Origin of the sequence: Marinibacterium sp. SX1, assembly GCF_050389775.1 — a bacterium.
In the GTDB taxonomy this organism is placed as follows: domain Bacteria; phylum Pseudomonadota; class Alphaproteobacteria; order Rhodobacterales; family Rhodobacteraceae; genus Marinibacterium.
In genome coordinates this window covers 3,290,744-3,316,046 of the sequence record NZ_CP177144.1, presented here as the reverse complement: position 1 = coordinate 3,316,046, position 25,303 = coordinate 3,290,744, and the positions used below count along the sequence as shown (strand labels likewise).

Genomic DNA, 25,303 nt, shown 5'->3' with positions numbered 1-25,303 from the left:
CCGTGAGCGGCCGTTGGGGTCATTCCTGCGGTGGACGAAATTTACCAATTGATAAAATTCCGGGATGTGGCAAGCTGAGGGCACGATCTGCGTGAAGGCCTAGCAATCAGGGAGACCGCCATGGCCACAGGCATCCGGACCCCCGGGATCGTGGCCGGCCGTCTGCCGGCGCGCGACCTGGCGCGGAACTTCGAGGATCTGCATCCGCCGCTGGCCCCGCACGAGGCCGCCGTTGCCGCGGATCGCTGTTACTTCTGCCACGACGCGCCCTGCATCACGGCCTGTCCGACGGGCATCGACATCCCCCTGTTCATCCGCCAGATCCAGGCCGGCCAGCCCCGCGGGGCGGCGCGCACGATCCTGGACGCCAACATCCTGGGCGGCATCTGCGCCCGGGTCTGCCCGACGGAAACGCTGTGCGAAGAGGCCTGCGTGCGCGAAGCGGCCGAGGGTCGGCCGGTCGAGATCGGGAAGCTGCAGCGTTTTGCCACCGATGCGATGATGGCGGCCGGCGGGCATCCTTTCGAACGGGCGCCGGCGACGGGGCGCTCGGTGGCCGTGGTGGGCGCGGGGCCGGCCGGGCTGGCCTGTGCACATCGGCTGGCGTTGCTGGGCCATGACGTGGTGATCTTTGAAGCTCGGGCCAAGCCCGGCGGGCTGAACGAATTCGGGATCGCGGCCTACAAGGCGACCCAGGGCTTTGCCGCGGCCGAGGTCGACTGGCTTTTGCAGATCGGCGGCATCCGCATTGCGCCGGGCAATGCCCTGGGCGCGGAGCTGACGCTGGAGGCGCTGGCGCGCGATCATGACGCGATCTTCCTGGCCATGGGGCTGGGCGGAGTTCGGGCGCTGGCCTTGCCGGGGGCGGAGTTGGGCGGCGTGCAGCCGGCGGTCGATTTCATCGCGGCGCTGCGCCAGGCCCGGGACCTGTCCGCGCTGGAAATCGGGCGCGACGTGGTGGTGATCGGCGGGGGCATGACGGCCATCGATGCGGCGGTCCAGGCCCGGCTGCTGGGGGCGGCGACGGTCAGCCTGGTCTATCGGCGGAACCGGGCGGCCATGGGAGCCAGCCGGTACGAACAGGACCTGGCCGCGTCAAAGGGCGTGCGGCTGATGTTCAACCTGGTGCCCGTGGCGCTGCACGGTGAGGGCACGGTGGCCGAGGTCGAGCTGGCGGTGACCGAGACGCGGGAAGGCCGGCTGGTCGAGACCGGCGAGCGGATGCGGCTGGCGGCCGACCAGGTGCTGGTGGCCACGGGCCAGGTTCTGGGGCCGGTGCCGGCGGGGATCGAGACGGACGGCGGCAAGATTGCCGTGGATGCCCGGGGCCGGACCAGCCGGCCGGGGCTTTGGGCCGGGGGCGATTGTGCCGCGGGGGGCGATGACCTGACGGTGACGGCCGTGGCCCAGGGGCGTGACGCGGCGATGGACATCCATGGTCAGCTGGGCGCCTGAGGCGGGCCGCGCGCCGGGTATTTGGACCAAGAAGAAGCCGGCAGGTCGGGCGCGGGCGGCGGACCGTGGCGCCTTTGCCGGGACAGGAACGGAGGGCAGAGCATGGCGGACCTGACATCGGATTTCCTGGGCATCCACAGTCCCAACCCTTTCTGGTTGGCCTCGGCGCCGCCGACGGACAAGGAATACAACGTGCGCCGGGCCTTCGAGGCGGGCTGGGGCGGGGTGGTCTGGAAGACGCTGGGGGCCGAGGGCCCGCCGGTGGTCAACGTGAACGGTCCGCGCTACGGCGTGGTGCACGGGGCCGATCGCCGGGTGCTTGGGCTGAACAACATCGAGCTGATCACCGACCGCCCGCTGGCGACCAACCTGGAGGAGATCGCCCGGGTCAAGGCCGATTACCCCGACAGGGCGCTGGTGGTGTCGATCATGGTTCCCTGCGAGGAGGCGGCCTGGAAGGCCATCCTGCCGCGGGTGGCCGAGACCGGGGCGGACGGGATCGAGCTGAACTTTGGCTGCCCGCACGGGATGAGCGAGCGGGGCATGGGCTCGGCCGTGGGGCAGGTGCCGGAGTACATCGAGATGGTCACGCGCTGGTGCAAGACCCATTACGACCGGCCGGTCATCGTCAAACTGACGCCCAACATCACGGATATCCGCTTTCCGGCCCGGGCGGCGCGGAACGGCGGGGCGGATGCGGTGTCGCTGATCAACACGGTGTCGTCGATCACCAGCGTGAACCTGGACGATTTCGCGCCGGAGCCCATGATCGACGGCAAGGGCAGCCACGGGGGCTATTGCGGCCCGGCGGTCAAGCCCATCGCGCTGAACATGGTGGCCGAGATCGCCCGCGATCCGCAGACGCGCGGCCTGCCGATCTCGGGCATCGGCGGGGTGACGACCTGGCGCGACGCGGCCGAGTTCATGGCGCTGGGGGCGGGCAATGTCCAGGTCTGCACGGCGGCGATGACCTATGGGTTCCGGGTGGTGCAGGAGATGATTGCCGGGCTGGCGGGATGGATGGACGACAAGGGCCACGCCGGGCTGGGCGACATCATCGGGCGGGCGGTGTCCAACGTGACGGATTGGCAATATCTGAACCTGAATTACGTGGCCAAGGCTCGGATCGACCAGGCGGCCTGCATCCGCTGCGGGCGCTGTTACGCGGCCTGCGAGGACACGTCGCACCAGGCGATCACGATGTCCCAAGGGCGGGTCTTCGGGGTGGATGACGCGGAATGCGTGGCCTGCAATCTCTGTGCCGATGTCTGCCCGGTGGAGGGCTGCATCACGATGGAGCCGCTGGCGCCGGGGCATGTCGATCCGCGCACGGGGCAGGTGGTGGAGGCGGGGCATGCCGACTGGACGACCCATGCCAACAATCCGATGGCGGGGTAGTGGCGGCCGGGGGACTAGAAAATTCGGGGAATTTTCTAGAACAGCAGGCGGATGGGGCCGTCATGGCAGATGACGATGAACTGGTCGGCGGTCTGGATGACATGGCAGCCACGGCGGCGGACCTCGCGCAGGAAGGTGTCGCGCCCGACCTCGCGGTCGACCCAGCACATCGAGCGGCGCACCACCGCCCCGCGCCGGGCGGCCCGGGTCGAGAACATCTGCTGGATCCAGGGATCGACGCCCCGGTCGTCGTGAACAACCTGCATGGGCACGGGCTTAGCGTGGGAAGGGTTAAGCGCGGGTTAAGGCGTCAGCAGGCGGCGGAACAGGGTGTCGACGAAATCGGGAGCACTGTCGAAGGGATCCTCGTCGCCCAGCACGGCGCGGACCTGGACATCGAAATCGGCGTAATGCTGGGTCAGCGACCAGATCGAGAAGATCAGGTGCTGGGGGTGGACCGGGGCGATGCGGCCTTCGGCCGACCAGCGGGCGATCAGGGCGGCCTTGTCATCGACCAGGGCTTTCAGCTCGCCCGTGAGGATGTCGCTGATCCGGGGCGCGCCCTGCATGATTTCATGGGCGAAGAGGCGGCTTTCGCGTGGGGCGTCGCGGCTCATGTCCAGCTTGTGGCGGATGTAGCCGAGCAATTGGTCGAGCGGTTCGCCGCTGTCGTCCAGGGCACGCAGGGGGTCGAGCCAGCTGTCGAGCAGGGCTTCGAGCAAGGCCATGTAGATGGCGTCCTTGGAGGGGAAGTAATAGAGCAGGTTGGGCTTGGACAACCCGGCGGCCGAAGCGATTTCGTCGACCGTGGCGCCGCGGAACCCCCGGGACGAAAAGACCTCAAGCGCGGCATCCAGGATGGCCTTGCGGTTCTTGCGCTGGATCCGGGTGGGCGCGCGGTCCTTGGGCATGGGCGGGCCTTTCTGCGAGGCCGGGCGGGCGGGCCGCCCGGTGGTGTTTCGGTTTTTGGGGCACCCCTGCGGGGCGCTATAAGGGGTCGCCCCTGCGGGTGCCGTGGTTGTTGCGCGGATGGGGCGCGGTTAACGTGGACCGGCGGCGTGCTGCTTTCGCGGTCAGGCCGGGCGCCGGACAGGGCGGGGACCGGCCGGAACCGGGAGGCGCGCTTGTGAGGCGCCGATACCCCGTGGTAGCGTCGCTTTGACCATCTGGTCAAATCAATTTGCGAATGAAGCCAGCAAGGAGGCCAGAATGGCGGCGCCGGGCGAAAACCTTCGGATCAATGGTGAGCGGCTGTGGACCAGCCTTGAGGACATGGCGCGGATCGGCCCGGGCGTGGCCGGGGGCAACAACCGCCAGGCCCTGACCGACGAGGATGCCGAGGGGCGGGCGCTGTTCCAGTCCTGGTGCGAGGCGGCCGGGCTGACCATGGGGCTGGACGAGATGGGCAACATGTTCGCCCGGCGCGAGGGCACCGACCCCGAGGCGCTGCCGGTCTACATGGGCAGCCACCTGGACACCCAGCCGACGGGCGGGAAATACGACGGCGTTCTGGGCGTTCTGGGCGCGCTGGAGGTCATGCGCTCGCTCAACGATCTGGATATCCGCACCCGCCGGCCGATCGTGGCGGTGAACTGGACCAACGAGGAAGGCACGCGGTTTGCCCCGGCGATGCTGGCCTCGGGCGTCTTTGCCGGGGTGCACGGGCGCGACTGGGCCTATGACCGGGCGGATGCCGAGGGCCGGCGGTTCGGCGACGAGCTGGAGCGGATCGGCTGGAAGGGCGAGGAACCGGTGGGCCAACGCCGGATGCATGCGATGTTCGAGCTGCATATCGAACAGGGCCCGATCCTTGAGGCCGAGGGGCGCGACATCGGCGTGGTGACCCATGGCCAGGGGCTGCGCTGGATCGAATGCACGGTGACGGGCAAGGAAAGCCACACCGGATCGACCCCCATGCCCATGCGGCGCAATGCCGGCCGGGGCATGGCGCGGATCACCGAACTGGTCCACGAGATCGCCATGGCGCACCAGCCCGACGCGGTTGGGGCGATCGGCCATGTGGATGTCTATCCCAATTCGCGCAACATCATTCCCGGGCGGGTGGTCTTTACCGTCGATTTCCGGTCGCACCGGCCCGAGGTGCTGGCCGCGATGCTGGAGGCCTTCGAGGCCAAGGCGCCGGGGCTCTGCGAAGAAATCGGGGTCGGGCTGGAAACGGAGATCGTCGGCCAGTTCGATCCGCCGGCCTTTGACGAGACCTGCGTGGCGACGGTACGCCGGGCGGCCGAGCGGCTGGGCTACAGCCACATGGATATCGTGTCGGGGGCGGGCCATGACGCCTGTTGGGTCAACGACGTGGCGCCGACGGCGATGATCATGTGCCCTTGTGTCGACGGGCTGAGCCACAACGAGGCGGAGGAGATCACCAGGGACTGGGCCGCGGCGGGCACGGATGTGCTGTTTCACGCGGTTCTCGAGACGGCGGGCATCGCCGGCTGATCGGCCATGGCCCGGCCGACGGCGCGGGCGGCGAGGGCGGAAGGGGGCGCTGCCCCCGTCCTCCGGTGGAGGACTCCCCCGGGAATACTTGGAAAGAGAAAGAAGCAAGGGTCGTGGCCCCTGGCCCGGCCCCAGGAACGGGAGAGAGGGCATGTCGACGATTATCAAGGGCGGCACGGTGGTGACGGCGGACCTGACCCAGCTGGCCGATGTCTGCATCGAGGACGGGGTGATCACGGCGATCGGGCCGGACCTGGCCGGTGACGAGGTGCTGGATGCCACGGGCTGTTACGTCATGCCCGGGGGGATCGACCCGCATACCCACCTGGAGATGCCCTTCATGGGGACCTATGCGGCCGAAACCTTTGAAAGCGGCACGAGGGCGGCCTTGGCCGGGGGCACGACGATGGTGGTGGATTTCGCCCTGCCGAGCCCGGGCCAGGGCCTGCTGGACGCCATCCGGATGTGGGACAACAAGTCGGGCCTGGCCTGTTGCGACTATTCCTTTCACATGGCGATCACCTGGTGGAGCGAGCAGGTCTTTGACGAGATGCAGGAGGTGGTGGCCCGGGGGGTGACAAGCTTCAAGCATTTCATGGCCTACAAGGGCGCCTTGATGGTCAATGACGACGAGATGTTCGCGTCGTTCACGCGCTGTGCCGAGCTGGGCGCGCTGCCCCTGGTCCATGCCGAGAACGGTGACATCGTGGCCGACCTGCAGGCCAGGTTGCTGGCCGCGGGCAACACCGGACCCGAGGCCCATGCCTGGTCGCGGCCGCCCGAGGTCGAGGGCGAGGCGACCAACCGGGCGATCATGATTGCCGACATGGCCGGGGTGCCGGTCTATATCGTGCACACGTCCTGCGAACAGGCCCACGAGGCGATCCGGCGGGCCAAGCAGAACGGCAAGCGGGTCTGGGGAGAGCCGCTGATCCAGCACCTGGTGCTGGACGAGAGCGAATACCTCAACCCCGACTGGGACCATGCCGCGCGGCGGGTGATGTCGCCGCCGTTTCGCAGCAAGCTGCACCAGGACGGGCTGTGGGCCGGGCTGCAGGCCGGGACGCTGTCGGTCGTGGCCACCGATCATTGCGCCTTTACCACCGAGCAGAAGCGCATGGGCCTGGGCGATTTCACCAAGATCCCCAATGGGACCGGCGGGTTGGAAGACCGGCTGCCCATGCTGTGGACCCACGGGGTCGAGACCGGGCGGCTGACGATGAACGAATTCGTGGCCGTGACCTCGACCAACATTGCCAAGATCCTGAACATGTATCCGAAGAAGGGGGCCGTCCTGGTGGGGGCCGATGCCGACCTGGTGGTGCTGGACCCCAAGAAGGGCAAGGTGATTTCGGCCGAACGCCAGGCCTCGATCATCGATTACAATGTCTTCGAGGGCATGGAGGTGCGCGGCCTGCCGCGCTTTGTGCTGACCCGGGGCAAGCTGGCCGTCGAGGACGGGGCAACACGGGCCGAGCCCGGCCACGGGGCCTTTGTGCCCCGCCCGCCGCATCAGCCGGTGGGCCGGGCGCTGTCGACCTGGAAGGAGCTGACCGCGCCGCGCAGGGTCGAGCGCAGCGGAATCCCGGCCACCGGGGTATGACGGCCGGGGAGAGGGGCGCCATGGGCGGGGCGGTGCTGGACGGGCTGCTGGAAGCGGCGGTCTATGTCGACGACCTGGATGCGGCCGAGGCCTTCTATGGCGGTCTGCTGGGGCTGGAGCGCATCCTGCGGCTGGACGGGCGGCACGTGTTCTTTCGGTGCGGGCGGGCGGTGCTGCTGTGTTTCGTGGCCGAGGCCACGCGTGAGCCGCCGCACAATCCCGACCTGCCGGTGCCCAGCCACGGGGCGGATGGCCCGTCGCATGTCTGTTTCGCGGCCAGTGGCACGGCGCTGGTGGCCTGGCGCGAGCGGATCGAGGCCGAGGGGTTGGAGATCGAGCAGGATTTCCGCTGGCCGAACGGGGCGCGGTCGATCTACCTGCGCGATCCGGCGGGCAATTCGGTGGAACTGGCCGAGCCGAAACTGTGGTTCGGCGGTGATGGGTGACCGGGGGGCGGCGGGTGTGAACACCCGCCCTACGGCGTGGTCCCGGGCGTGACCATTTGCACTGCGGTGTGGTTGCGGGTGTGAACACGTTCGCTATGGCGTGGTCCCAGCTGTGACCACTTGCCTTGCGGTGCGGCTGCGGGTGTGAACACCCGCCCTACGGTGTGGTCCCGGGTGTGACCACTTGCCCTGCGGTGTGTTTGCGGGCGTGAACAAGCGCGCTTCGGCGTGGGCGCGAACACTTGCCTTGAGGCTGGGCGCGGGCGTGGCCACGTGCCCCGCGTTGTGGGCGCGGGTGTAAACACCCGCCCTACGGCGTGGCTGGGGATGAACACCCGCCCAATCCTGTGATCGTGGGCGCGACGGGCGCCATCCGGGGTAGGGGGGGTGTTCACACCCACCGCCCCGGAAGGATGCCCGTCAGGCGATGGCCGCCGAGACCGTGCGCGACAGGTCGGCGAAGATGGTATCGATCCGGCCCATGGCATCGATCTTCTGCAGCACGCCGGCCGCATCGTAATAGCCGATCAGCGGGGCGGTATCGGCATGATAGGCTTCCAGCCGCGCGGCCACGGTTTCGGCCTTGTCGTCCGACCGGCGCTTGAACTCGGTCGCGCCGCACTTGTCGCAGGTGCCCGCAACGGCCGGCTGCTTGAAGCTGTCGTGATAGCCCTCGCCGCAGCCCGCGCAGGTATAGCGCCCCGAGATCCGGTCGACCATGGCCGCATCATCGACCTCGAAGCTGATCGCCGCGTTGATCGACTGGCCCGACTCGGCCAGGAGCTGGTCCAGCGCCTGGGCCTGGACCGTCGTGCGCGGGAAACCGTCGAGGATCACCCCGCCGGCGCAATCGGGCGCGGCCAGCCGGTCGCGCAGGATGGCAATGACGATCTCGTCGCTGACCAGCCCGCCGGCTTCCATCACGGCCTTGGCCGCCTTGCCGGCCTCGGTGCCCTGGGCCACCGCCGCGCGCAGCAGGTCGCCGGTGGACAGCTGGACAAGGCCGAAATCCTCTTCGAGCTTGCGGGCCTGGGTGCCCTTGCCGGCGCCCGGGGGGCCGAGCAGGATCAGAACGGCCGGAGTTGTCGTCGTCGTGGTTCCGTCCATGTGTGGTTCTCCATTTCGCATGGGGCGCATGGGCGCAGGTCGTTGCGGCCGGGTCGGCCGGTCGTGGTGCGGGTCGGGTTGTAGCGGCTTGGTCGCCTGGTGACCAGAAGGTTAAACCGCATCTCTAACCCGTTGAAATCCTTGGATCGGCCCGGTGTCCTGCATGGGGCACCGGACCGGCCGGCCCGTCCTGGGCCGGCGCAAGGCCCGTCTGGGCCTACTTGCCGCGGTTCTCGATCAGGTTGTCGACCACCGACGGGTCGGCCAGGGTCGAGGTATCGCCCAGCGAGCCGAAATCGTTCTCGGCAATCTTGCGCAGGATACGCCGCATGATCTTGCCCGACCGGGTCTTGGGCAGGCCCGGGGCCCATTGGATGACATCCGGGCTGGCGATCGGGCCGATCTCGGTGCGCACCCAGGCGCGCAGCTCCTTGCGCAGCTCTTCCGAGGGCTCGGCATCGTTCATCAGGGTGACGTAGCAATAGATGCCCTGGCCCTTGATGTCGTGCGGATAGCCGACCACGGCGGCTTCGGCCACCTTGGCATGGGCGACCAGCGCGCTTTCGACCTCGGCCGTGCCCATCCGGTGGCCCGAGACGTTGATCACGTCATCGACCCGGCCGGTGATCCAGTAATCGCCGTCCTCGTCGCGCTTGCAGCCGTCGCCGGCAAAGTAATAGCCCTTGTAATCCGAGAAATAGGTCTTCTCGAACCGCTCGTGATCGCCCCAGACCGTGCGCATCTGCGACGGCCAGCTGTCGGCCAGGCACAGCACGCCCTCGGTCGGGTAGGTGCTGATTTCCTCGCCCGAATGGGGATCGAGCACCACCGGCTTGACGCCGAAGAAGGGTTTCATCGCCGAGCCGGGTTTCAGCGCATGGGCGCCGGGCAGGGGCGTCAGCAGGTGGCCGCCGGTCTCGGTCTGCCACCAGGTGTCGACGATCGGGCAACGGCCGCCGCCGACGACGTTGTAATACCAGTTCCAGGCCTCGGGGTTGATCGGCTCGCCGACCGTGCCCAGGATGCGCAGCGAGCTGAGATCGCAGGACTCGACCGGCCCGTCGCCCTGGCCCATCAGCGCGCGCAGGGCGGTGGGGGCGGTGTAGAACTGGTTGACCTTGTGCTTCTCGCAGACCTGCCAGAACCGGCTGGCATCGGGATAGGTCGGCACGCCTTCGAACATCAGCGTGATCGCGCCATTGGCCAGGGGGCCATAGACGATATAGCTGTGGCCGGTCACCCAGCCGACATCGGCCGTGCACCAGTAGACATCGCCATCGTGGTAATCGAACACGTGTTCATGGGTGATCGCCGCATAGACCAGGTAGCCGCCGGTCGTGTGCACCACGCCCTTGGGCTGGCCGGTCGAACCGGAGGTATAAAGGATGAACAGCGGGTCTTCGGCGTTCATCTCGGCCGGCTTGCAATATTCGTCGGCCTCCAGGGCCATTTCATTGTAATCGTGATCGCGGTCGGCGATCCAGGTCGTCTGGTCGCCGGTGCGCTTGACCACCAGGCATTTCACCGTGTCCTTGCAATGCAGCAGGGCGGCATCGGCATTGGATTTCAGCGGTGTCTTGCGCCCGCCGCGCGGGGCGGTGTCGGCGGTGATGATGACCTTGGCGTCGCAGCCGTTGATCCGCGCGGCCAGGGCATCGGGCGAAAAGCCCGCGAAGACGATGGAATGGATCGCGCCGATCCGGGCGCAGGCCAGCATGGCATAGGCCGCCTCGGGGATCATCGGCAGGTAGATCACCACCCGGTCGCCCTTGCGCACGCCCATGTCGGTCAGGATGTTGGCCATCTTGCAGACGGCCACATGCAGCTGGCTGTAGGTGATGTACTTGGCCGGCTCGTTGGGATCATCGGGTTCGAAGATGATCGCCGTCTGGTTGCCCCGGGTTTCGAGATGGCGGTCGATGCAATTGGCCGCCACGTTCAGCGTGCCGTCCTCGAACCACCGGATGTCGACGTTGCCCGGGGCAAAGCTGGTGTTCTTGACCTTGGTAAAAGGCTTGATCCAGTCGATGCGCTTGCCGTGCTCGGCCCAGAACCCTTCCGGGTCCTCGATCGAGGCCTTGTACATCTCGTCATAGGTCGCCGCGTCGATCAGCGCATGCGAGACGGTGTCTTCGGACGGCGCATAGACGGCGGGTGCGGCGTGATCGCCGGTCATGTCGTTCATGGGTGTCTCCTCCTCACCTGGAAGTGCGGCGGAGACCGGCCCTCCTGTGACCGGTGTCCGCGCGTCGAACCTCTGGATAGGTCGATAATAACCGGCCTTGAAAATAATGGAATAAGCATAAGTAAAGAAACGATTTGCTTGTAAATGTTTTTCTTGAAGGCCGGAAATCCTGTAAATTCAGGGCCGGTTTCAGGGGAAAAGGTCCGGCAAGGCAGGCGATTGCCTGTCAACATTTTCCGAACCCGCAGATAACAGCCCGGTCCGTTAGCGCCAAGCCCGGGGCGCGGTCGGGTGGCGGGGTGGTGTGACAAATTGCCGGCCCGGCCCGATGGCGCGCCCGACAATGACGTTGCGGCACGGGATCGGGCCGGCCAAGTCCTGTGCGAGTCGCCCGGCGGCCCGGCCCGCCGCCGCGAGGCGCTGCCGCAGCGGAAACCGGGCGGATCGGGGGCTTGGCACATCGAACGACAATCGCTAGCCTTCCGGGCAAGCCGCCAGCGCCATTGCATTTTTCGGGGGTGCCTCGGAACAGGTCGAGGACAGCCGGGGGATGGCCCCGATCCTGCATGGGTGACTGCGGCATCAACGGGAGGTAAACATGACCAGATTTCTGACTGGCGCCGCAACCGCGGCGCTCTGCGTGGCTTTCGTGACCGAGGCCGCGGCAACCGAATGGAACGTCTCCGTCTGGGGCAAGCGCCGGGCCTTCACCGAGCATATCGAGAAGCTGGCCGAGCTGGTGTCCGAGAAGACGGGCGGCGAATTCACCATGAACGTGTCCTATGGCGGGCTGTCGAAGAACCGCGAGAACCTCGACGGGATTTCCATCGGGGCCTTCGAGATGGCCCAGTTCTGCGCGGGTTATCATCCCGACAAGAACCGGGTGATCACCGTTCTGGAACTGCCCTTCCTGGGCGTGAACACGCTGGAAGAGGAAGTGGCCGTCAGCCATGCGGTCTATGCCCATCCGGCGGCTGTCGAGGAAATGGCCCAGTGGGACGCGATGTACCTGATGACCTCGCCCATGCCGCAGTACAACATCGTTGGCACCGGCGAGCCGCGCGACGAGCTGGCCGAGTTCGACGGCATGCGCGTGCGGGCGACGGGGGGCATCGGCAAGGCCTTCGAATCGGTGGGCGCGGTGCCGACCTCGGTGACCTCGTCCGAAGCCTACCAGGCGATGGAATCGGGGGTTGTCGACACGGTGGCCTTTGCCCAGCACGCCCACCTGTCCTTCGGCACGATCAACGAGGCCGACTGGTGGACGGCCAACCTGAACCCCGGCACGGTGAACTGCCCGGTGGTGGTCAATATCGACGCCTATGAATCACTGTCCGACGCCGAGCGCGAGGCGCTCGACAGCTCGGTGCCCGAGGCCATCGACTATTACCTGGAAAACTACGGCAAGCTGCTGACCCGCTGGGACGAGGTGCTGGAAGAGAAGGGTGTCGAAAAGGTCATGCTGTCGGACGACACCATCGCGGCCTTCCGCACCACGGCGGCCGATCCGATCCGCGAGGCCTGGATTGCCGACATGGAATCCCAGGGCATTCCGGGGCAGGAGCTCTATGACCTGGTGATCGAGACCCTGAACACCACGCGCGCCGGCAACTGACGCGCGCCATCCGCCACGAGGGGCCCGGAATTTTCGAAAATTCCGGGCCGTTTTCTGCGCAGAAAACGGTAACCCCCGGGACAACTTGCAGCACCGGAGGCGGCGCCAGACCGCCCCGGGCCAACAGGGAAGACAGGCCATGGCCGGATCCTCAACCGTTCTCGAGGACAGCTCGCTTCTGAGCCGCCTCGACCGTGCGCTGGTGCCGCTGGAACGCTTTTTCGCGCTCCTGTCGGGGCTGGCGGTTTTCGTTCTCATGTGCCTGGCGGTCTATTCCGTCACCGGGCGCAAGTTCTTCAACGCGCCGCTGCCGGGCTATGTCGACCTGATCGAGGCGGCCATGCCCTTCATCGCCTTCCTGGGCATTGCCTATGTGCAGCGCAACGGCGGCCATATCCGCATGGACATCGTCGTGGGGTCCCTGAAAGGCCGGGCGCTGTGGCTCTTCGAGCTGATCTCGACGCTGCTGATCCTGCTGTTGATCGTCATGCTGGTCTGGGGATCATGGGCGCATTTCGACCGCAGCTTCGACCTGTCGCGCCCGCTGTGGAGCCGTGACAGCTCCATCGACATCGGCCTGCCGATCTGGCCGTCCAAGCTGGTCGTGCCGGTGGCCTTTGCCGTCCTGGTGCTGCGGCTGCTGCTGCAGATCTGGGGCTATGGCCGGGCGCTGGTCCTGGGCCTTGACCGCCCGGTGGCCGTGCCGCTGATCCAGTCGATCGAGGAACAGGCCCGGGCCGAGGCCGAAGCGCTCGAGGAGGACGCCTGATGGACGACATCACGATTGGCCTCTGGGTCACCGCCTTTCTCTTTGCCATGGTCGTCATCGGCATGCGCGTGGCCTTTGCCGCGGGGCTTGCGGGCTTCGTCGGCCTGGTCTGGCTGCGCTGGAACGGGTTCGACTACGACCCGGCGCGCTTTGGCAAGGCCCTTGAGATTTCCGTCAAGATCGCCGGGCAGGTGCCCCATTCCAAGGTCTCGTCCCAGGCCCTGTCCCTGATCCCGACCTTCATCCTGATCGGCTATCTCGCCTATTACGCCCGCCTGACCTCGGCCATGTTCGAGGCCGCCAAGCGCTGGTTCGCCTGGGTGCCCGGCGGGCTGGCCGTGTCGACGGTCTTTGCCACCGCCGGCTTTGCCGCCGTCTCTGGCGCCTCGGTGGCCACGGCGGCCGTCTTTGCGCGCATCGCCATCCCCGAGATGCTGAAAGTGGGCTACAACAAGCAATTCGCCGCCGGGGTCGTCGCTGCCGGCGGCACGCTGGCCTCGTTGATCCCGCCCTCGGCCATCCTGGTGATCTATGCGATCATCGTCGAACAGGACGTGGGCAAGCTGTTGCTGGCGGGCTTCATTCCCGGCGCTTTCTCGGCCGTGGTCTATGCCGTGCTGATCATCGGCATCGCCGTGGTGTTCAAGAGTGTCGGCCCCCCGGTCACCGGCTTCACCTGGCGCGAACGCTTCGCCGCGTTGCCGCCCGCACTGCCGATCGTGGCCGTTGTCGTGATCATCATCTTCTTCGTCTACAACCCCTTTGGCGATGCCTGGGGCACGCCGACCGAAGGCGGCGCCGTGGGCGCATTCATCGTGTTTGTCATGGCCCTTGCCCGGGGCATGCGCTGGGGCCAGCTCAAGGAAGCGCTGATCGAGACGGCCAAGCTGACGGTCATGATCTTCACCATCATCTGGGGCGTGCTGATCTATGTGCGGTTCCTGGGTTTTGCCGACCTGCCGGGTGCCTTTTCCGACTGGATCACGACGCTGACCATGCCGCCCATGCTGATCCTGGTCTGCATCCTCTTGGCCTATGCCGTGCTGGGCATGTTCATGGATGCCATCGGCATGCTGCTGCTGACCCTGCCGGTGGTCTATCCGGCGGTCATGGCCCTGAACGGGGGCGAGCTGGTCTCGGCCGCCGACAGCACCTTTGGCATGTCCGGCCCGATGTGCGCGGTCTGGTTCGGCATCCTGGTGGTCAAGATGGCCGAGTTCTGCCTGATCACGCCGCCCATCGGGCTGAACTGTTTCGTCGTGGCCGGGGTGCGCCCGGACCTGTCGGTGCAGGACGTGTTCAAGGGTGTGACGCCGTTCTTCATCGCCGATGCCGTGACGATCGCCCTGCTGGTGGCCTTTCCGGCCATCGTGCTCTGGCTGCCCAGCCTTGCCTGACGGCGGGTGCCCTCCGCGCGGGTCGGGCCTGGGGGCGGTGCTGCTCCTTGGCCTGGTCCTGGCGGGGGGCGCTGCCGGGGCCCAGGGGCTGGCCGGCTGCGCGCCGCTGCAGGGCACGCCGTCCTACCAGCCCTGCGTGGCCGATCAGCAGCGGCTGCAACGCCAGGACCTGCTGGCCGGTCCCCGGGCCAGCCCGCGCCCGACAGCCCGGCCGGATTACCTGTTCACCGATCCCGACCCGGCGCTGCCGCCGCTCGACGAGGACTGGACCGGCAAGGCCGCCCGGGATGTCGACGCCGCGCAGCGCAACAGCACGCTGCGCAGCAATGCCCTGCGCCAGCAGATCCAGCGCGACCTGCGCAACGGCATCGGCGCCGCGCCGCCGCTGCGCCCGGTGGCGCCGATGACGATTCCCTGAGGACGGGGCGCTGCCATGGCCTGGGGCCCGTGTCGGATTCGATGAAAATGCCCCGCAGAACCCGCCCGGCCCGTTAAGGGGCTGGCAACGGCCCCGGCCCGACACTGCCCGCATCCGCGCAGCATCGCCGGGCAGGAGGGCGAGATGGACGAGGTCGACAGGCAGGCACTCGACGATCAGATACAGGAAGCCATGGGCAGCCACGGGGCGATGAAGCGCAAGCTGCGCCAGGCCGTGCGCAACGGCCGCCTGCCGCGCCCCTCGCGCAGCATCGCGGCCGACAGCGCCTGCACCTTCGGGCGTTGGCTGCACCAGTTGAAATCCGATGCGCGGGTTGCCGGCTCGCCGCATTTCAAGGCCGTGGTCACGGCCCATGCGGCCTTTCACAAATCCGCCGGCCAGATCGCGCGGATGGTCGAGAACGGCATGACCGACCGGGCCGCCGAGATGCTCAACGAACAGGCCTTTCGCCGGTCGTCGGAGCTGCTGCTCGACGAGATGGACGCCTGGCGCCGGAACATCTGAGCGCCGGATCGGCGGGGGCATCTGGAGGGGTTCGTATCCGGGCCGGTGGTGTGACGATCCGGTTGGCGGCTGGTCACGCGTTGATCCGATTGGGGCCTGGGGTGCCACAGGCTTGCTTGCCGCCTTAAGCGGTCATGCATCGAACCCCTAGGCAACTTGTCCGCCGGGCATCGACCCATTTGGTGCTAGCGCCCATTCCCCATTGGCTTGATTCTTGCCTCTGCCTCTGCCTCTGCCTCTGCCTCTGCCTCTGCCTCTGCCTCTGCCTCTGCCTGTGCCTGTGCCTGTCGCGGACCTATTCGATTGGCGTCCTTGCCGGTCGTGTATCGATCCGTTTGGAGACCCTGACTGCCATGGATTGATCCGGTCCCCACACTTGCCCATCCCCCATCGCCCGCTTTGAGCCGTCTCGCCATGATCAGGCATCCGACCCTTCTTCACGCTCGATCCCGTTCCCAACGGCCATCCCCTCCAACCCACGCAGCTCCCTTCGGCTCGGCTGCGACATGCCGGCGCCGGGGTGGGGGGCTTTAACCGTTCGCCGACCTGCTTATGTCATTGGTACAACCTGCCTTTGCGGAGAAAGTGGTCATGATTGCCTGCACGCGGATAGCGGATACCAACATCCTTGAAATTGCCCTGTCGGGCGCGGTCACACGCCAGGATTACGAAGAGGTCCTGATCCCCGCGATCGACACCGCGCTGGAAGACAACGACGCCCTGCGCGCGCTGGTCACGATCGCACCGGGCACCGATTACACCGTCGGCGCGCTGAGCGATGACGCTTGGATGGGCCTCAAGCACTGGCGCGGGTTCGAGCGGATCGCCGTGGTCGGGCGCGACGGCTGGATCGGCAAGGCGCTGAAGGGCGTGTCGATCCTGATGCCCTGTCCTGTGATGATCTTCGACGACGGCCAGGAAGACGCCGCCCGGCGCTGGCTGCAGGAAAGCCTGGGCGCGATCCACCAGACGGATCTGGGCGACGGCGTGTTGCACGTGCAGCTGCTGGGCAAGCTGGACCCGTCGGTCTATGCGGAGGAAACCGAGGATCTGAACGCCTTCATCCGGGCCAACTCGCGGTTCCGCCTGCTGCTGGACCTGCGCGAGTTTGACGGCTGGCAGGGCCTGGGGGCGGTGGCCGAACATCTCAAGCTGGTGCGCGATCACCGCAGCCTGATCGACCGGGCGGCGATTGTCGGCGAGCGCAGCTGGGAAAAGCTGGCCTCGCGCATCGGTGGGGCGGTGATCGGCGCGGAAACGCGGTATTTCGACACCGATCTCGATGCGGCGAAGTCCTGGATCAAGAGCTGATCCACCCCATCGGCACGGGGGCCGGATGGCGCCGTGCCGCTCGGTCGTGTCACGGGCCGCGATCTTATGGGCGACGGACTGCGTCCTCCGGCAGATGGCTGCTAGCCGCGTTCGATGCGGACGTGCAACTGGTAGGGCGTGACAGATGTCACGACGACCACGTCGCCTTCGCTGGCGTCGAACGCGGCAAAGAGCTGGCCGACCCAGCCTCGACGTCGAAACATGCGCTTGGACCCGTCGATATCCGTTGAAACGGGCGCCGGGCCGCCCCAATCCACGGTCACCTGTCGCGGGGCTGCCTCGTGCCGGTTTCGACCGCCAATGCAATCTTGCGGAAACCTGTCCATGAATTCGGTCAGGTAGAAATGATTGTTCCGCAGGTTGCCGGGGCTGATGACGCTGCGGCCAAGAACAACCTCCTTGGCGTTGGAACCCGGTGTCGACCTTGCCCCGGCAGGTCGTGAGACTGGGCGAGTTTCAAGGGGGCGGATGGCGACGGTCGGATGCTCTCCGACGGTTCGGATCGGATCGGGTTGAATATCACGGTCGTCAGGTCCCGGCCCTGCAAGACCCTTGGCCAAGTGCGCCGACACCGTGTCGGAGAACCTGACCCATGTGACGGCCCCGCTCTTGTGCGCGTAGGGAACGGGCTCTGCAAGTTGGCGGATATCGGCCAATTTCCAGGGGATGACCCACCGGGAAACGGCGCCGCTGCGGATCATCTGTTCCGGGATGCAATGGTGATCGCGCGTGGCGATCATCTCGTCGGCGGTGAGGGGCTGGCCACATTCGACAAGCCGGGCCAGGCCCACGACATGGCCGCTGCCCTTTCGTATCAGGCCGAACCAGCCACGCACCGAGGTTGCCTGGGCCCGCATCTCCCAGTCTTTTCGACCCTGAAGGATATGGCTGATCCAAGGCTCATCGATGACCAGCCCGCGTGAAATTGTCATGTGATCTGTCGTCCCGGCGGTTGGCTTGCTCATGTCAATTCCCAGGCTCCGTCCGCATCCGGGGCGGGCGGCGGCAGGTTGTCCCGGCGGAATTGCTCGGCCATGCTGTCGGCGATGACCGCTTGCTCCCTGGCCGGGGCAGAAACCGCCTGGGTCAATCCCGAGACATCCGCCGCGCTGTCTCCCATCGGCCAGAGCGCCTGTTCAGCCAGCTTGCGCTTGCGTTGCATCAGGCTCTGCAAGAGGCCGTCGAAGCTTTGCGCGCCGAGTTCTGGATGCAGGGCCATGGGGATGTGGACCGACACGGGCCGGGTCTGGCCGATGCGGTGAACACGGTCGTTGCATTGTTCTTCGACCGCCGGGTTCCACCAGCGGGACAAGTGGATCACATGGGTGGCGGCCGTCAGCGTCAGGCCCGTGCCGGCGGCCTTTGGTCCGAGGATCAGCATGTCGAACCCGTCATCCGCCACGAGATGGCGTTGGAAACGGTTCACGATTTCCTGTCGACGGGGGATCGGCGTATCTCCGTTGATCACGTCGATGCGATCCAGCCCGAACATGTGCCGGACGATCTCGGCAAAGCGGAATTGCATGTCCCGGTGTTCAATGAAGACCAGCACGCGTTCCCCTGCGGCCTTGATCCGCCGCAGGATGTCGATGACTGCGTCCAGCCGGGCGCTTTGGGCGATGAAATCCTCGGGCGCGACAGTGGCAGAGGCGTCGGGATGGACCGAGACCGAACGGATGTGGTGCAACATCCTGAGCGCGGCACCCGCGTCGCGCTGTGCCAGTGTCCGCTGCGCCAGGTCATAGGCTTGGGCCTGGACGGGGGGCATGATGCGCGGATGCAGGAACCGGCGTTTTGCCGGGAGATCGCGGGCGACCTCATCCTTGAGGCGGCGCAGGCCAAGGGGAGGCACGCCACCACGGGGCCTGAAGACCCGGGCGTGCAACTCGGCCATGTTGTCGGCGTCCGGCACGGCATAGCGATCCCGGAAGTCCGAGCCCGAGCCCAGGCAGCCCGGCGCGATGCGATCCATGATGGTCCAGAGATCGATGGCCGCATTTTCGATGGGCGTTCCCGTCAGGCCGATGCGGAAATCGGCATTCATGGCCTCGACGGCCTTGGAAGCCAGGGTTGCGCGGTTCTTGATGTTCTGGATCTCGTCCATGACCATGGCGGAAAACCGGATCTTGCCAAGCGAATGCTGGTAGTTGGCCAGGGTCGTGTAGGTCGTGAGCAGCCAGTAACGATGCGCGCGCCCGTCTTCGACCGCCTCGTCCAGCCAGTCGAGATCCAGCTGGGGCAGTCCGGTCGCCGTTTCGGTGCCCCGGGCATCGCGGCGCTTCTGCGCACCGAGGGACGAGCCGTAAAGGCGGACCAGCGTGCCGAAACCGCGACCTTCGACATGGGTGTCGACTTCCTGCTCCCAGTTCCGAAGCAGCGACGTGGGAGCGACAATCAGGATCGGCCCACGGTCCGTCGCGGCCGCCTGTCGCATGTGGGTCTTCAACCAGGTGAGAAAGGCAATCGTCTGAAGTGTCTTTCCCAGGCCTTGTTCGTCGGCATTCAGGATGCCGGGAAGACCCGATGTCCAAGCCTGCAAGGCCCAGTCGTAACTGTCGGTCTGATGGTCGCGCAACGGGGTCGTGACGGTGTCGGGCAGCGCAAAGGGGACGGTCGGGCTGCGCGGGGTCAGCTGTGCCTCCCACGTCAGGTCATCGAAATTGTCCAGCGTATCCAGGATGATCGGCCCATCGGGGGCTGGCTCTGTCTCGGGGGCATCTTCGGCTGGGGCGGCCCGTCTCTCGCGCTGTTCGATTTCGCCTTCTATGGCCGCCAGCCGGGCGGGACTGGCTTGCACGGTCTCGCCCGCGATCTCGGCCGGGGTGTCGCTGCCGGCTTCGAGGCTGGTGGCCATGTGATCGCGCAGAGCGTGCAGATCGGCGTCCGACATGGATCGGATCGCCTCGACCAGGTGCTCGGCAAAGACTTCGGGCAGCCAGGTCGTGCCACTGCCTTCGATCTCGACCTGTTCCCGTTCATAGACGATCACTCCGGTGACCCGCTCGGAATATTCCCGGCTCTCGATCAGTGCGGGGCCGGCAATCGATTCGACCATCTCGGCCTGTTGGGCATCGTCCAGCCCGTCCAGCTGGCCGCTGTCCTGCAGGTGGCGGTTGACGGCCTCGGTGATGAAGGCGCGCGGGTTCTCGATGAAGGCACGGCGTTCCTCGCGAGGAGCCTTCTGCGCCCGGGCCATTTCCTCCAGCACGGGGGCCGCGCCCCGGTCGATGACAAGGTAGGAATTGTTGCCGAGCTGATAGGCCGGTCGGGCGCCAAGCGAGTGCAGCCCGTAGCGAAAGACGGCCAGTGGTTCGCCGGTCAGCACCGCGTCGGCCTCCGACACGTCATCGGCTTTTCCTTCACTTTCCAGCCGCTCAGCGGAATAGGGGACAACGTCGAAATGGCCATTGGTCTTGTCGGGCGAGATCGAGAAGCGGTCGGCGATGCGCACTTCGAGGCCGCGCAGGAAGGCGGTCATCGACAGGCCGGCCATGTCCCGGTTCTCGGGCATGTTCGCGTCGACGGCCCCGTCCGGTTCGATGGCGCGGCGGAATTCGCTGAGCGCGCGCCAATGGTCCTCGATCGGGTGACTGGCATCGAACCCGTCGGCGAGGTCCAGCGCGCGTTTCATCCAGAGCGGCAACCGGCGTGGCCCTTCGGATGTCCGCAGAATTGCTCCGGTTCGCCTGGGGCTTTCCCGGCGGCCCTGACGCGACCATTCGTAATGCAAACGAAAATCGGGGCGGCCGAGAACGCCGGTCACGTCGGTGCGCAGCATCATGTCGATTGTCCGCGGCAGGCCCAGGGCCTCGGCGGCGGGGGCGGACAGGCTGGCCGCGGCATCATGCGAGATCCGCAGGTGGTCGGGCGCAATCGCAACCTCACCGGCATGGGTGTCCCCCCAGGCGCGCAGGTCGCCCATGGCAAAAAGCAGGTCGCGGTCGCCCGGGGCCAGGTCGGTAAAGCTGCGATCGGCGGGCCGGGCCACAAGGCGCGACAACAGACCCTGCCTGGCCTTCGGAAAGCGGATCTCGATGTCGTCGTCTGTGATCGTGTGGACGGGCAAGCTGTCAGACATTTTGCAAAACCCATTGTTGCCAGTGTCTTATGGCACTGTGCGACTTTGATTTCGTCGAGGCGCGCATGATGGAATCGCAGTGGTAGGTTAGCTTGTAGAGCTCGGGCGCCTTGCTGTCGCTGTCGCGGAAGATATGCGTCTTGTAGCTGTGGCATCCGTCGACAACGATCTTGTTGCCGATCCGCATGATCAACAGCGAGGTGCCGCCGCCGCGGTCCAGCTGGCGGCCAAAGCGGCGATCCATGTCGGTCATGCCGTTTCGCACAAGGTGGTTCCGTGCGTATTCGCGGGCCTGCGAGCCGAAGGCGACCCAGGCCTCTTCAATCATGCCATCCTCAAAGAGTTCGAGCCAGAAATCCCTGCGCGGTGGCCACATGTGGCTGTCCTGGGTGGCGGTCACCATGTTGCAGAAGAATTTCATGTCCTGGTGGGTCAGCCAGCGCAGGAGGATGGCGCGCAGCTCGGGGTTGAATCCCGACCAGATGCCGCCCGAATGCAGGCGGGGGTCGTTCCAGGCCGCGATGATCTGTTCGGCCAGCTCGTTGCGCAGGTCGTCGGGCGGGGTACGCTCTCGCCATGCCGATAGCAGTGCTTCGACGGCCGGCCCGGCGCCGTTCTGCAGGGTCGGCCCGTTTTCCGGCGTGAGCCAGTTGAACAATTTGGTCCGGGCATCCGCGCCGGCCAGTTCCGGCGCCAGCCGTTCGAGAAAGGTCTTCTGCGCGGCCTGGGCCAAACCGGAAACATGCGGGGTGGGCATGCCGATGGATTTCAGCTCGTCATAGGCATCATCGGCGTCCAGCATGACCTGCGCCAGTTGGCCCGGCGCCTCGCGGGGGTGAAACAGGCCGGGCAGGGCGCGCGTCAGCTTTAAATGACGGCCGCCCAGATCGGTTTTGCGCCGGGCCAGCGCAATGGCCAATCGGCGTGTATGTTCGGCACCGGGTGTGAAGCTGTCGACATAGATGCCGAGCATGCCATCGAGGAAGGCTCCCGGTTCGCAGGTTCCGATCTCCGACATGTAGAAGTCGCGAACCGGTGCCAGGTCGGGACGCTCGCGCCGTTCGGGGTCAAAGACCGCCACAGCCGCCGAGATGACCCGTTGGGTCGTGATGTCCTGCCAGGACCAGGTTCGGGTCCGGATCAGCATGTCCCGGGCCAGCTTTTCCCGGTCCCGATCGTCCGGTCTGCGCACGGCATCGGGCCAGCGGGCGATGATGCCGTCGACGCTGCGGCGCAGCTGGTCCAGCGGGGGTAGGGCGCGGCGGCGCAGCGGTGGCAGCCGGCCGACAAGGCTGCGCAGGCCCTGCCGCTGGGTGCGGGCATCGGTCATGGCTGGCTGTCCATCGACTCCAGCGCCGCGCGGATGACGTCGATTCCATCGGTGTCCTGAGGGGTGACCATGATGAACCGCAGGTCGATACGCCGGTTCGTGGCCCGGCCCTCGGGGGTCTCATTGGTCGTCACCGGCCGGTCGGGCCCATATGCCGCGACGGAAAGCACCGGCTGAAGCTTCAGGTTGAGGTGCTGCATGATCCCGTCCGCTGCCTCGGTCATGGCAAAGAACGTGCTGTTCGCCCGGTTGGCCGACAGGTTGCGATTCAACCGGTCGCTGCCGACATCGTCCGTGTGCCCTTCGATCTGGACCGCCTCGATCATGACAAAACCCGGATTGCAGCCGTCGTCGAAATGCGATCCGGAGCCAAGGGTGAAACAGGGCAGTACCTCGTCCAGCCGCCGTGCCAGGCGCGAGACGATCTCGCGCTTGTCACGGGACAGGTTCGGACTGCCCGACGCGAACAAGCCTTCGCCCTGAAAGCGCAGCGCGTCACTTTCCTCGCTGAGTTCCACCTGCAGGTCGGGGAAATCCGTGCGTATGGCATCGCGCAACCGGGTCAGCACCTGCCGGCGCACCTGGGAAACCTGTGCCAGGTAGGCTTCGAGCGGATCGACCTGCTGTAACTCAGCCAATTGCCGGGTCAGTTCGCTGATCCGGGCATCCTTTTGCTCCAGTTCGGCCAGCAATTCGGCGAGACGTGTTTCGAGGGTTTCGATCCTCTTCCCGGCGGTGTCCATCGACAGGATGAGCCGGTCGCGTTCCGCCAGCAACTCTGCCCGTTCCCTGCGGAGCCGTTCAAGCAAGGCCTCCAGTCCGATGATCCGGTCGGCCCGGGCCAGGGCCAGTGCCTGCCATTCGTCGCGTTGCCGTTCGAACGTGTCACGCTGGGCCGCGACCGCGTCATGCTCGGCCTTCGACACCGCATCCGGGTCGCGCATCTGGCTGGCGAAGAAGGCCAGCAGGATCATCATGATGAACAGGAAACCGACAGTCATGTCGGTCATCGAGACAAAGGCGCTCTCTTCTTCCTCTTCGTGCCGGACCTGTTTCGCCTGGGCCCTCATGCGCGGCCCCGGGGCTGGCTGGGCAAGAAGGTCTCGGCCTGTTCCACAACGCTCTTGAGTGTGTCGAGACCGGGGGCCAGCGCGTCCCGCATCTGGCCGACATGGTCTTGTGCGTTGCCAAGCGCGGCCTCCAACTGGGTGTTGTAGTCGGTCAGGGCGCGGCCCAGCATTTCATCGATCCGGTCCAGTTTCTCGGCTTCGTCCGACAGCTGGGCGATGACTGCGCGGGTGGCTTCGAGGTTGCTGCGAATACCCTCGCGCTCATTGCCGAGCGCAGTCTGCGCAGTTGCCAGCACATGGGCGGCGTTCTCGGCCACGGTGGCCGAGTTCTGCATCAGTGTTTCCGAAACGGTTTCGACCAGACCTCCGACGCGCCGCAGGGTTGTTTCGATCCGTTCATGGGACGCGCGGATGGGCTCGGCGGCCGTCGACAGGCTGTTGCTGGCCGCGCGGAAGCCTTCGGACGCCCCGTGGATGGCGTCAGCGCCGCTGGTCAGGCCCTGGGCCGCGCTTTGTGCGCCGGAGGCGCCGCGCTGCACGGCATCTGCCATGTCTCCCAGGCGGTGTCCGATGCTCTCGAGACGTGACAAGAGCTCGTCGCCGATGACGTCACCCATTTCCGTGCCAAGCCTGGCAATATCGGCGCTGGTCTGGTTGAAACTGTCCAGCAGCGCCCGTCCGGCGCCGGTGATGGCCGCGCCTGCCTCGTCCGTGCTGGCCGACATCCGTTGCCGCGCGGCCTCGGCGCTGTCCCGGCTGGCGCTGTCGAGAGTGTCGCGAAACCCTTCGGCCGCGCGGCGCATCTCTTCGCCCGCGCTGCGCATGGCCTCAGCGCCTTGACCCGTGTTCTCGCGGATGCCGGACAATGTGTCGTTCATCACCGACAATAGCCGGTCGGCCCCTTCGTTCATCGCATCCGAGGCCATGCGCCCGCTAGCGGCGACCTCGCTGCGCATCTCGGACATGGCGCGGGCCATCTGGTCGAGCGCATCGCGCATCCCGTCGCCGGCCTGGGAGTTGGCCGAGCCCATGCGGTCGACCATGAGGCCGATCCGGTCGGTCGCCTCGCCGAGCGACTCGCTGGCCCGGGTCAGGGCGTTGCCCACTGAATGCGACAGCTGTTGGGACAGGTCGCCGACAAGGCCTTCCATGTTGCTGGTGCCCATCGAAGACACCCGGTCGAAGATCGGGTTCATCTCGGTGCGGATGGCCGTGGTGATCGCTTCGGGCAAGGCGTCCAGCGGCTCGCGCAGCTGGGCGATCATGCCGGTACCGATTTCCTGCAGGTGAGCCTTTTGTTCCTTGGCGGCCTTGAGTTGTTCAAACCCGATGTCCTCGAGGCTGACGAAGACAAGCCGGCGTTCGATTCCCGTGCACAGCCGATGGATGGCACGGTCCAGCCGGTTCTGGCGCGCGCGCAGCAGGTAGGTGAACAGGATCGAGCAGAAAAGCCCGACCAGAGACATCACGAACTTGGCCGAGGCGATCTGCATGAAATCCTGCATCGCCGAATCCATGCCACCGCTGGCCGCATTGTTCATGGATTGCGAGAACTGGTGTAGCGCAGCGACCAGTCCGAGGAAGGTCAGGAACAAGCCGGCGGAGACCAGCGTGTTGGGCACGATCCGGTAGATCGCCGGCCCGAAGCCCAGGTCCTCGACATTCAGGAAGGACGCCGGGCGGATCGAATTGCGCAGGCGCATCGGCCCGTCCAGGTCGTCTTCCACCACGGTTTCACTGAATTCGTCCCACGCTTCCCAGATCGCGTAGCGCGGGCCTTTCCTTCGAAAATCGGTGCGCAGCTGGTCGCGCAGTTCGACATACCCTTCGGCAAAGGACCGGATGTCTGTATAATCGCGGATGCGGCGGTCCAGCCCGGTCACGGCCTGCATTTGGCGCAGCGTTCGATACCAATAGGCCAAGCCCAGCAGAACCGTGGCCAGGACAAGGGCCGCGGCGATCAGACCCGGGCTGCTGTCGGATTTGGTGATCAGCTCGGCAACCGCGATGATCGAGTTCTTGATCTGAACGCCGATCGTGTAACTGACGTCTTGAAGCACGTGTCCCCCCGGAATTTTATTTCGCTTGGCAGAGCGTTGGCCGCCAGTATGGTTA

The 25,303-nt window shown here is 66.4% G+C and carries 20 protein-coding genes; 11 read left to right on the top strand and 9 right to left on the bottom strand.

What is annotated here, in order from left to right:
- The first annotated feature begins 120 nt into the window (after window positions 1-120).
- Together ACK3BB_RS14950 and preA are read left to right on the top strand one after the other, a co-directional pair.
- Window positions 121-1,455 carry an NAD(P)-dependent oxidoreductase gene (locus ACK3BB_RS14950; RefSeq protein WP_428925440.1) on the top strand — a complete coding sequence of 445 codons (1,335 nt, stop codon included), beginning with the start codon at window positions 121-123 and terminating at the stop codon, window positions 1,453-1,455.
- A 102-nt stretch (window positions 1,456-1,557) separates the two neighbouring features.
- A complete protein-coding gene (gene preA / locus ACK3BB_RS14945; protein WP_428925439.1) occupies window positions 1,558-2,853 on the top strand; it encodes an NAD-dependent dihydropyrimidine dehydrogenase subunit PreA in 1,296 nt (431 codons plus the stop codon).
- 35 nt (window positions 2,854-2,888) lie between these two features.
- Here the strand turns inward: preA and ACK3BB_RS14940 are convergent, their stop codons facing one another.
- Window positions 2,889-3,119 (bottom strand): N-(5'-phosphoribosyl)anthranilate isomerase, encoded by a 231-nt coding sequence (locus ACK3BB_RS14940; RefSeq protein ID WP_428925438.1) that lies wholly within the window; start codon window positions 3,117-3,119, stop codon window positions 2,889-2,891.
- A gap of 36 nt (window positions 3,120-3,155) precedes the next feature.
- On the bottom strand, window positions 3,156-3,764 hold the full coding sequence (locus ACK3BB_RS14935) for a TetR family transcriptional regulator C-terminal domain-containing protein (RefSeq protein WP_428925437.1): 609 nt from the start codon (window positions 3,762-3,764) through the stop codon (window positions 3,156-3,158).
- Window positions 3,765-4,062: 298 nt separating this feature from the next.
- On the opposite strand from ACK3BB_RS14935, the gene ACK3BB_RS14930 reads away from it, so the two are divergent.
- The 3 genes from ACK3BB_RS14930 (at window position 4,063) to ACK3BB_RS14920 (ending at window position 7,362) form a co-directional block, all read left to right on the top strand.
- Complete coding sequence (locus ACK3BB_RS14930) at window positions 4,063-5,313, top strand: Zn-dependent hydrolase (RefSeq protein ID WP_428925436.1); 1,251 nt, start codon at window positions 4,063-4,065, stop codon at window positions 5,311-5,313.
- A 151-nt stretch (window positions 5,314-5,464) separates the two neighbouring features.
- Window positions 5,465-6,916, top strand: coding sequence for a dihydropyrimidinase (gene hydA / locus ACK3BB_RS14925; protein ID WP_428925435.1), 1,452 nt, complete (start codon window positions 5,465-5,467; stop codon window positions 6,914-6,916).
- 20 nt (window positions 6,917-6,936) lie between these two features.
- A complete protein-coding gene (locus ACK3BB_RS14920) occupies window positions 6,937-7,362 on the top strand; it encodes a VOC family protein (protein ID WP_428925434.1) in 426 nt (141 codons plus the stop codon).
- A 420-nt stretch (window positions 7,363-7,782) separates the two neighbouring features.
- On the opposite strand, the gene ACK3BB_RS14915 is transcribed toward ACK3BB_RS14920, so the two are convergent.
- Together ACK3BB_RS14915 and acs are read right to left on the bottom strand one after the other, a co-directional pair.
- Window positions 7,783-8,469: an adenylate kinase gene (locus tag ACK3BB_RS14915; RefSeq protein WP_428925433.1), complete on the bottom strand. Its 687-nt coding sequence runs from the start codon at window positions 8,467-8,469 to the stop codon at window positions 7,783-7,785.
- Between the two features lie 217 nt (window positions 8,470-8,686).
- Window positions 8,687-10,645, bottom strand: coding sequence for an acetate--CoA ligase (acs, locus tag ACK3BB_RS14910; protein ID WP_428928744.1), 1,959 nt, complete (start codon window positions 10,643-10,645; stop codon window positions 8,687-8,689).
- Window positions 10,646-11,252: 607 nt separating this feature from the next.
- Between acs and ACK3BB_RS14905 the strand changes: the two genes are divergently transcribed.
- The 6 genes from ACK3BB_RS14905 to ACK3BB_RS14880 all read left to right on the top strand — a co-directional run bounded on the left by ACK3BB_RS14905 (window position 11,253) and on the right by ACK3BB_RS14880 (window position 16,689).
- Entirely contained in the window at window positions 11,253-12,269 is a 1,017-nt protein-coding gene (locus ACK3BB_RS14905; protein WP_428925432.1) for a C4-dicarboxylate TRAP transporter substrate-binding protein, read from the top strand.
- A gap of 139 nt (window positions 12,270-12,408) precedes the next feature.
- The gene (locus ACK3BB_RS14900; protein WP_428925431.1) at window positions 12,409-13,038 is read left to right on the top strand and encodes a TRAP transporter small permease subunit; all 630 of its coding nucleotides are present in this window, start codon (window positions 12,409-12,411) and stop codon (window positions 13,036-13,038) included.
- The gene (locus tag ACK3BB_RS14895; protein ID WP_428925430.1) at window positions 13,038-14,435 is read left to right on the top strand and encodes a TRAP transporter large permease; all 1,398 of its coding nucleotides are present in this window, start codon (window positions 13,038-13,040) and stop codon (window positions 14,433-14,435) included. The genes ACK3BB_RS14900 and ACK3BB_RS14895 overlap by 1 nt, the downstream gene beginning before the upstream one ends.
- A 37-nt stretch (window positions 14,436-14,472) precedes the next feature.
- Complete coding sequence (locus tag ACK3BB_RS14890; protein WP_428925429.1) at window positions 14,473-14,853, top strand: hypothetical protein; 381 nt, start codon at window positions 14,473-14,475, stop codon at window positions 14,851-14,853.
- A 144-nt stretch (window positions 14,854-14,997) separates the two neighbouring features.
- The gene (locus ACK3BB_RS14885) at window positions 14,998-15,378 is read left to right on the top strand and encodes a CZB domain-containing protein (RefSeq protein WP_428925428.1); all 381 of its coding nucleotides are present in this window, start codon (window positions 14,998-15,000) and stop codon (window positions 15,376-15,378) included.
- A 591-nt stretch (window positions 15,379-15,969) separates the two neighbouring features.
- A complete protein-coding gene (locus ACK3BB_RS14880) occupies window positions 15,970-16,689 on the top strand; it encodes an STAS/SEC14 domain-containing protein (RefSeq protein WP_428925427.1) in 720 nt (239 codons plus the stop codon).
- Between the two features lie 101 nt (window positions 16,690-16,790).
- On the opposite strand, the gene ACK3BB_RS14875 is transcribed toward ACK3BB_RS14880, so the two are convergent.
- Genes ACK3BB_RS14875 through ACK3BB_RS14855 form a run of 5 tightly spaced genes read right to left on the bottom strand, consistent with a single transcriptional unit; the run spans window position 16,791 to window position 25,248 of the window.
- Window positions 16,791-17,675 carry a hypothetical protein gene (locus ACK3BB_RS14875; RefSeq protein ID WP_428925426.1) on the bottom strand — a complete coding sequence of 295 codons (885 nt, stop codon included), beginning with the start codon at window positions 17,673-17,675 and terminating at the stop codon, window positions 16,791-16,793.
- Window positions 17,672-20,788, bottom strand: coding sequence for a DEAD/DEAH box helicase (locus ACK3BB_RS14870; RefSeq protein WP_428925425.1), 3,117 nt, complete (start codon window positions 20,786-20,788; stop codon window positions 17,672-17,674). Before ACK3BB_RS14870 ends, ACK3BB_RS14875 begins: the two co-directional genes overlap by 4 nt.
- Complete coding sequence (locus tag ACK3BB_RS14865; RefSeq protein ID WP_428925424.1) at window positions 20,781-22,118, bottom strand: EH signature domain-containing protein; 1,338 nt, start codon at window positions 22,116-22,118, stop codon at window positions 20,781-20,783. The genes ACK3BB_RS14870 and ACK3BB_RS14865 overlap by 8 nt, the downstream gene beginning before the upstream one ends.
- Entirely contained in the window at window positions 22,115-23,188 is a 1,074-nt protein-coding gene (locus ACK3BB_RS14860) for an OmpA family protein (protein WP_428925423.1), read from the bottom strand. The genes ACK3BB_RS14865 and ACK3BB_RS14860 overlap by 4 nt, the downstream gene beginning before the upstream one ends.
- Window positions 23,185-25,248, bottom strand: coding sequence for a hypothetical protein (locus ACK3BB_RS14855; RefSeq protein ID WP_428925422.1), 2,064 nt, complete (start codon window positions 25,246-25,248; stop codon window positions 23,185-23,187). Before ACK3BB_RS14855 ends, ACK3BB_RS14860 begins: the two co-directional genes overlap by 4 nt.
- Between the last annotated feature and the right edge of the window lie 55 nt (window positions 25,249-25,303).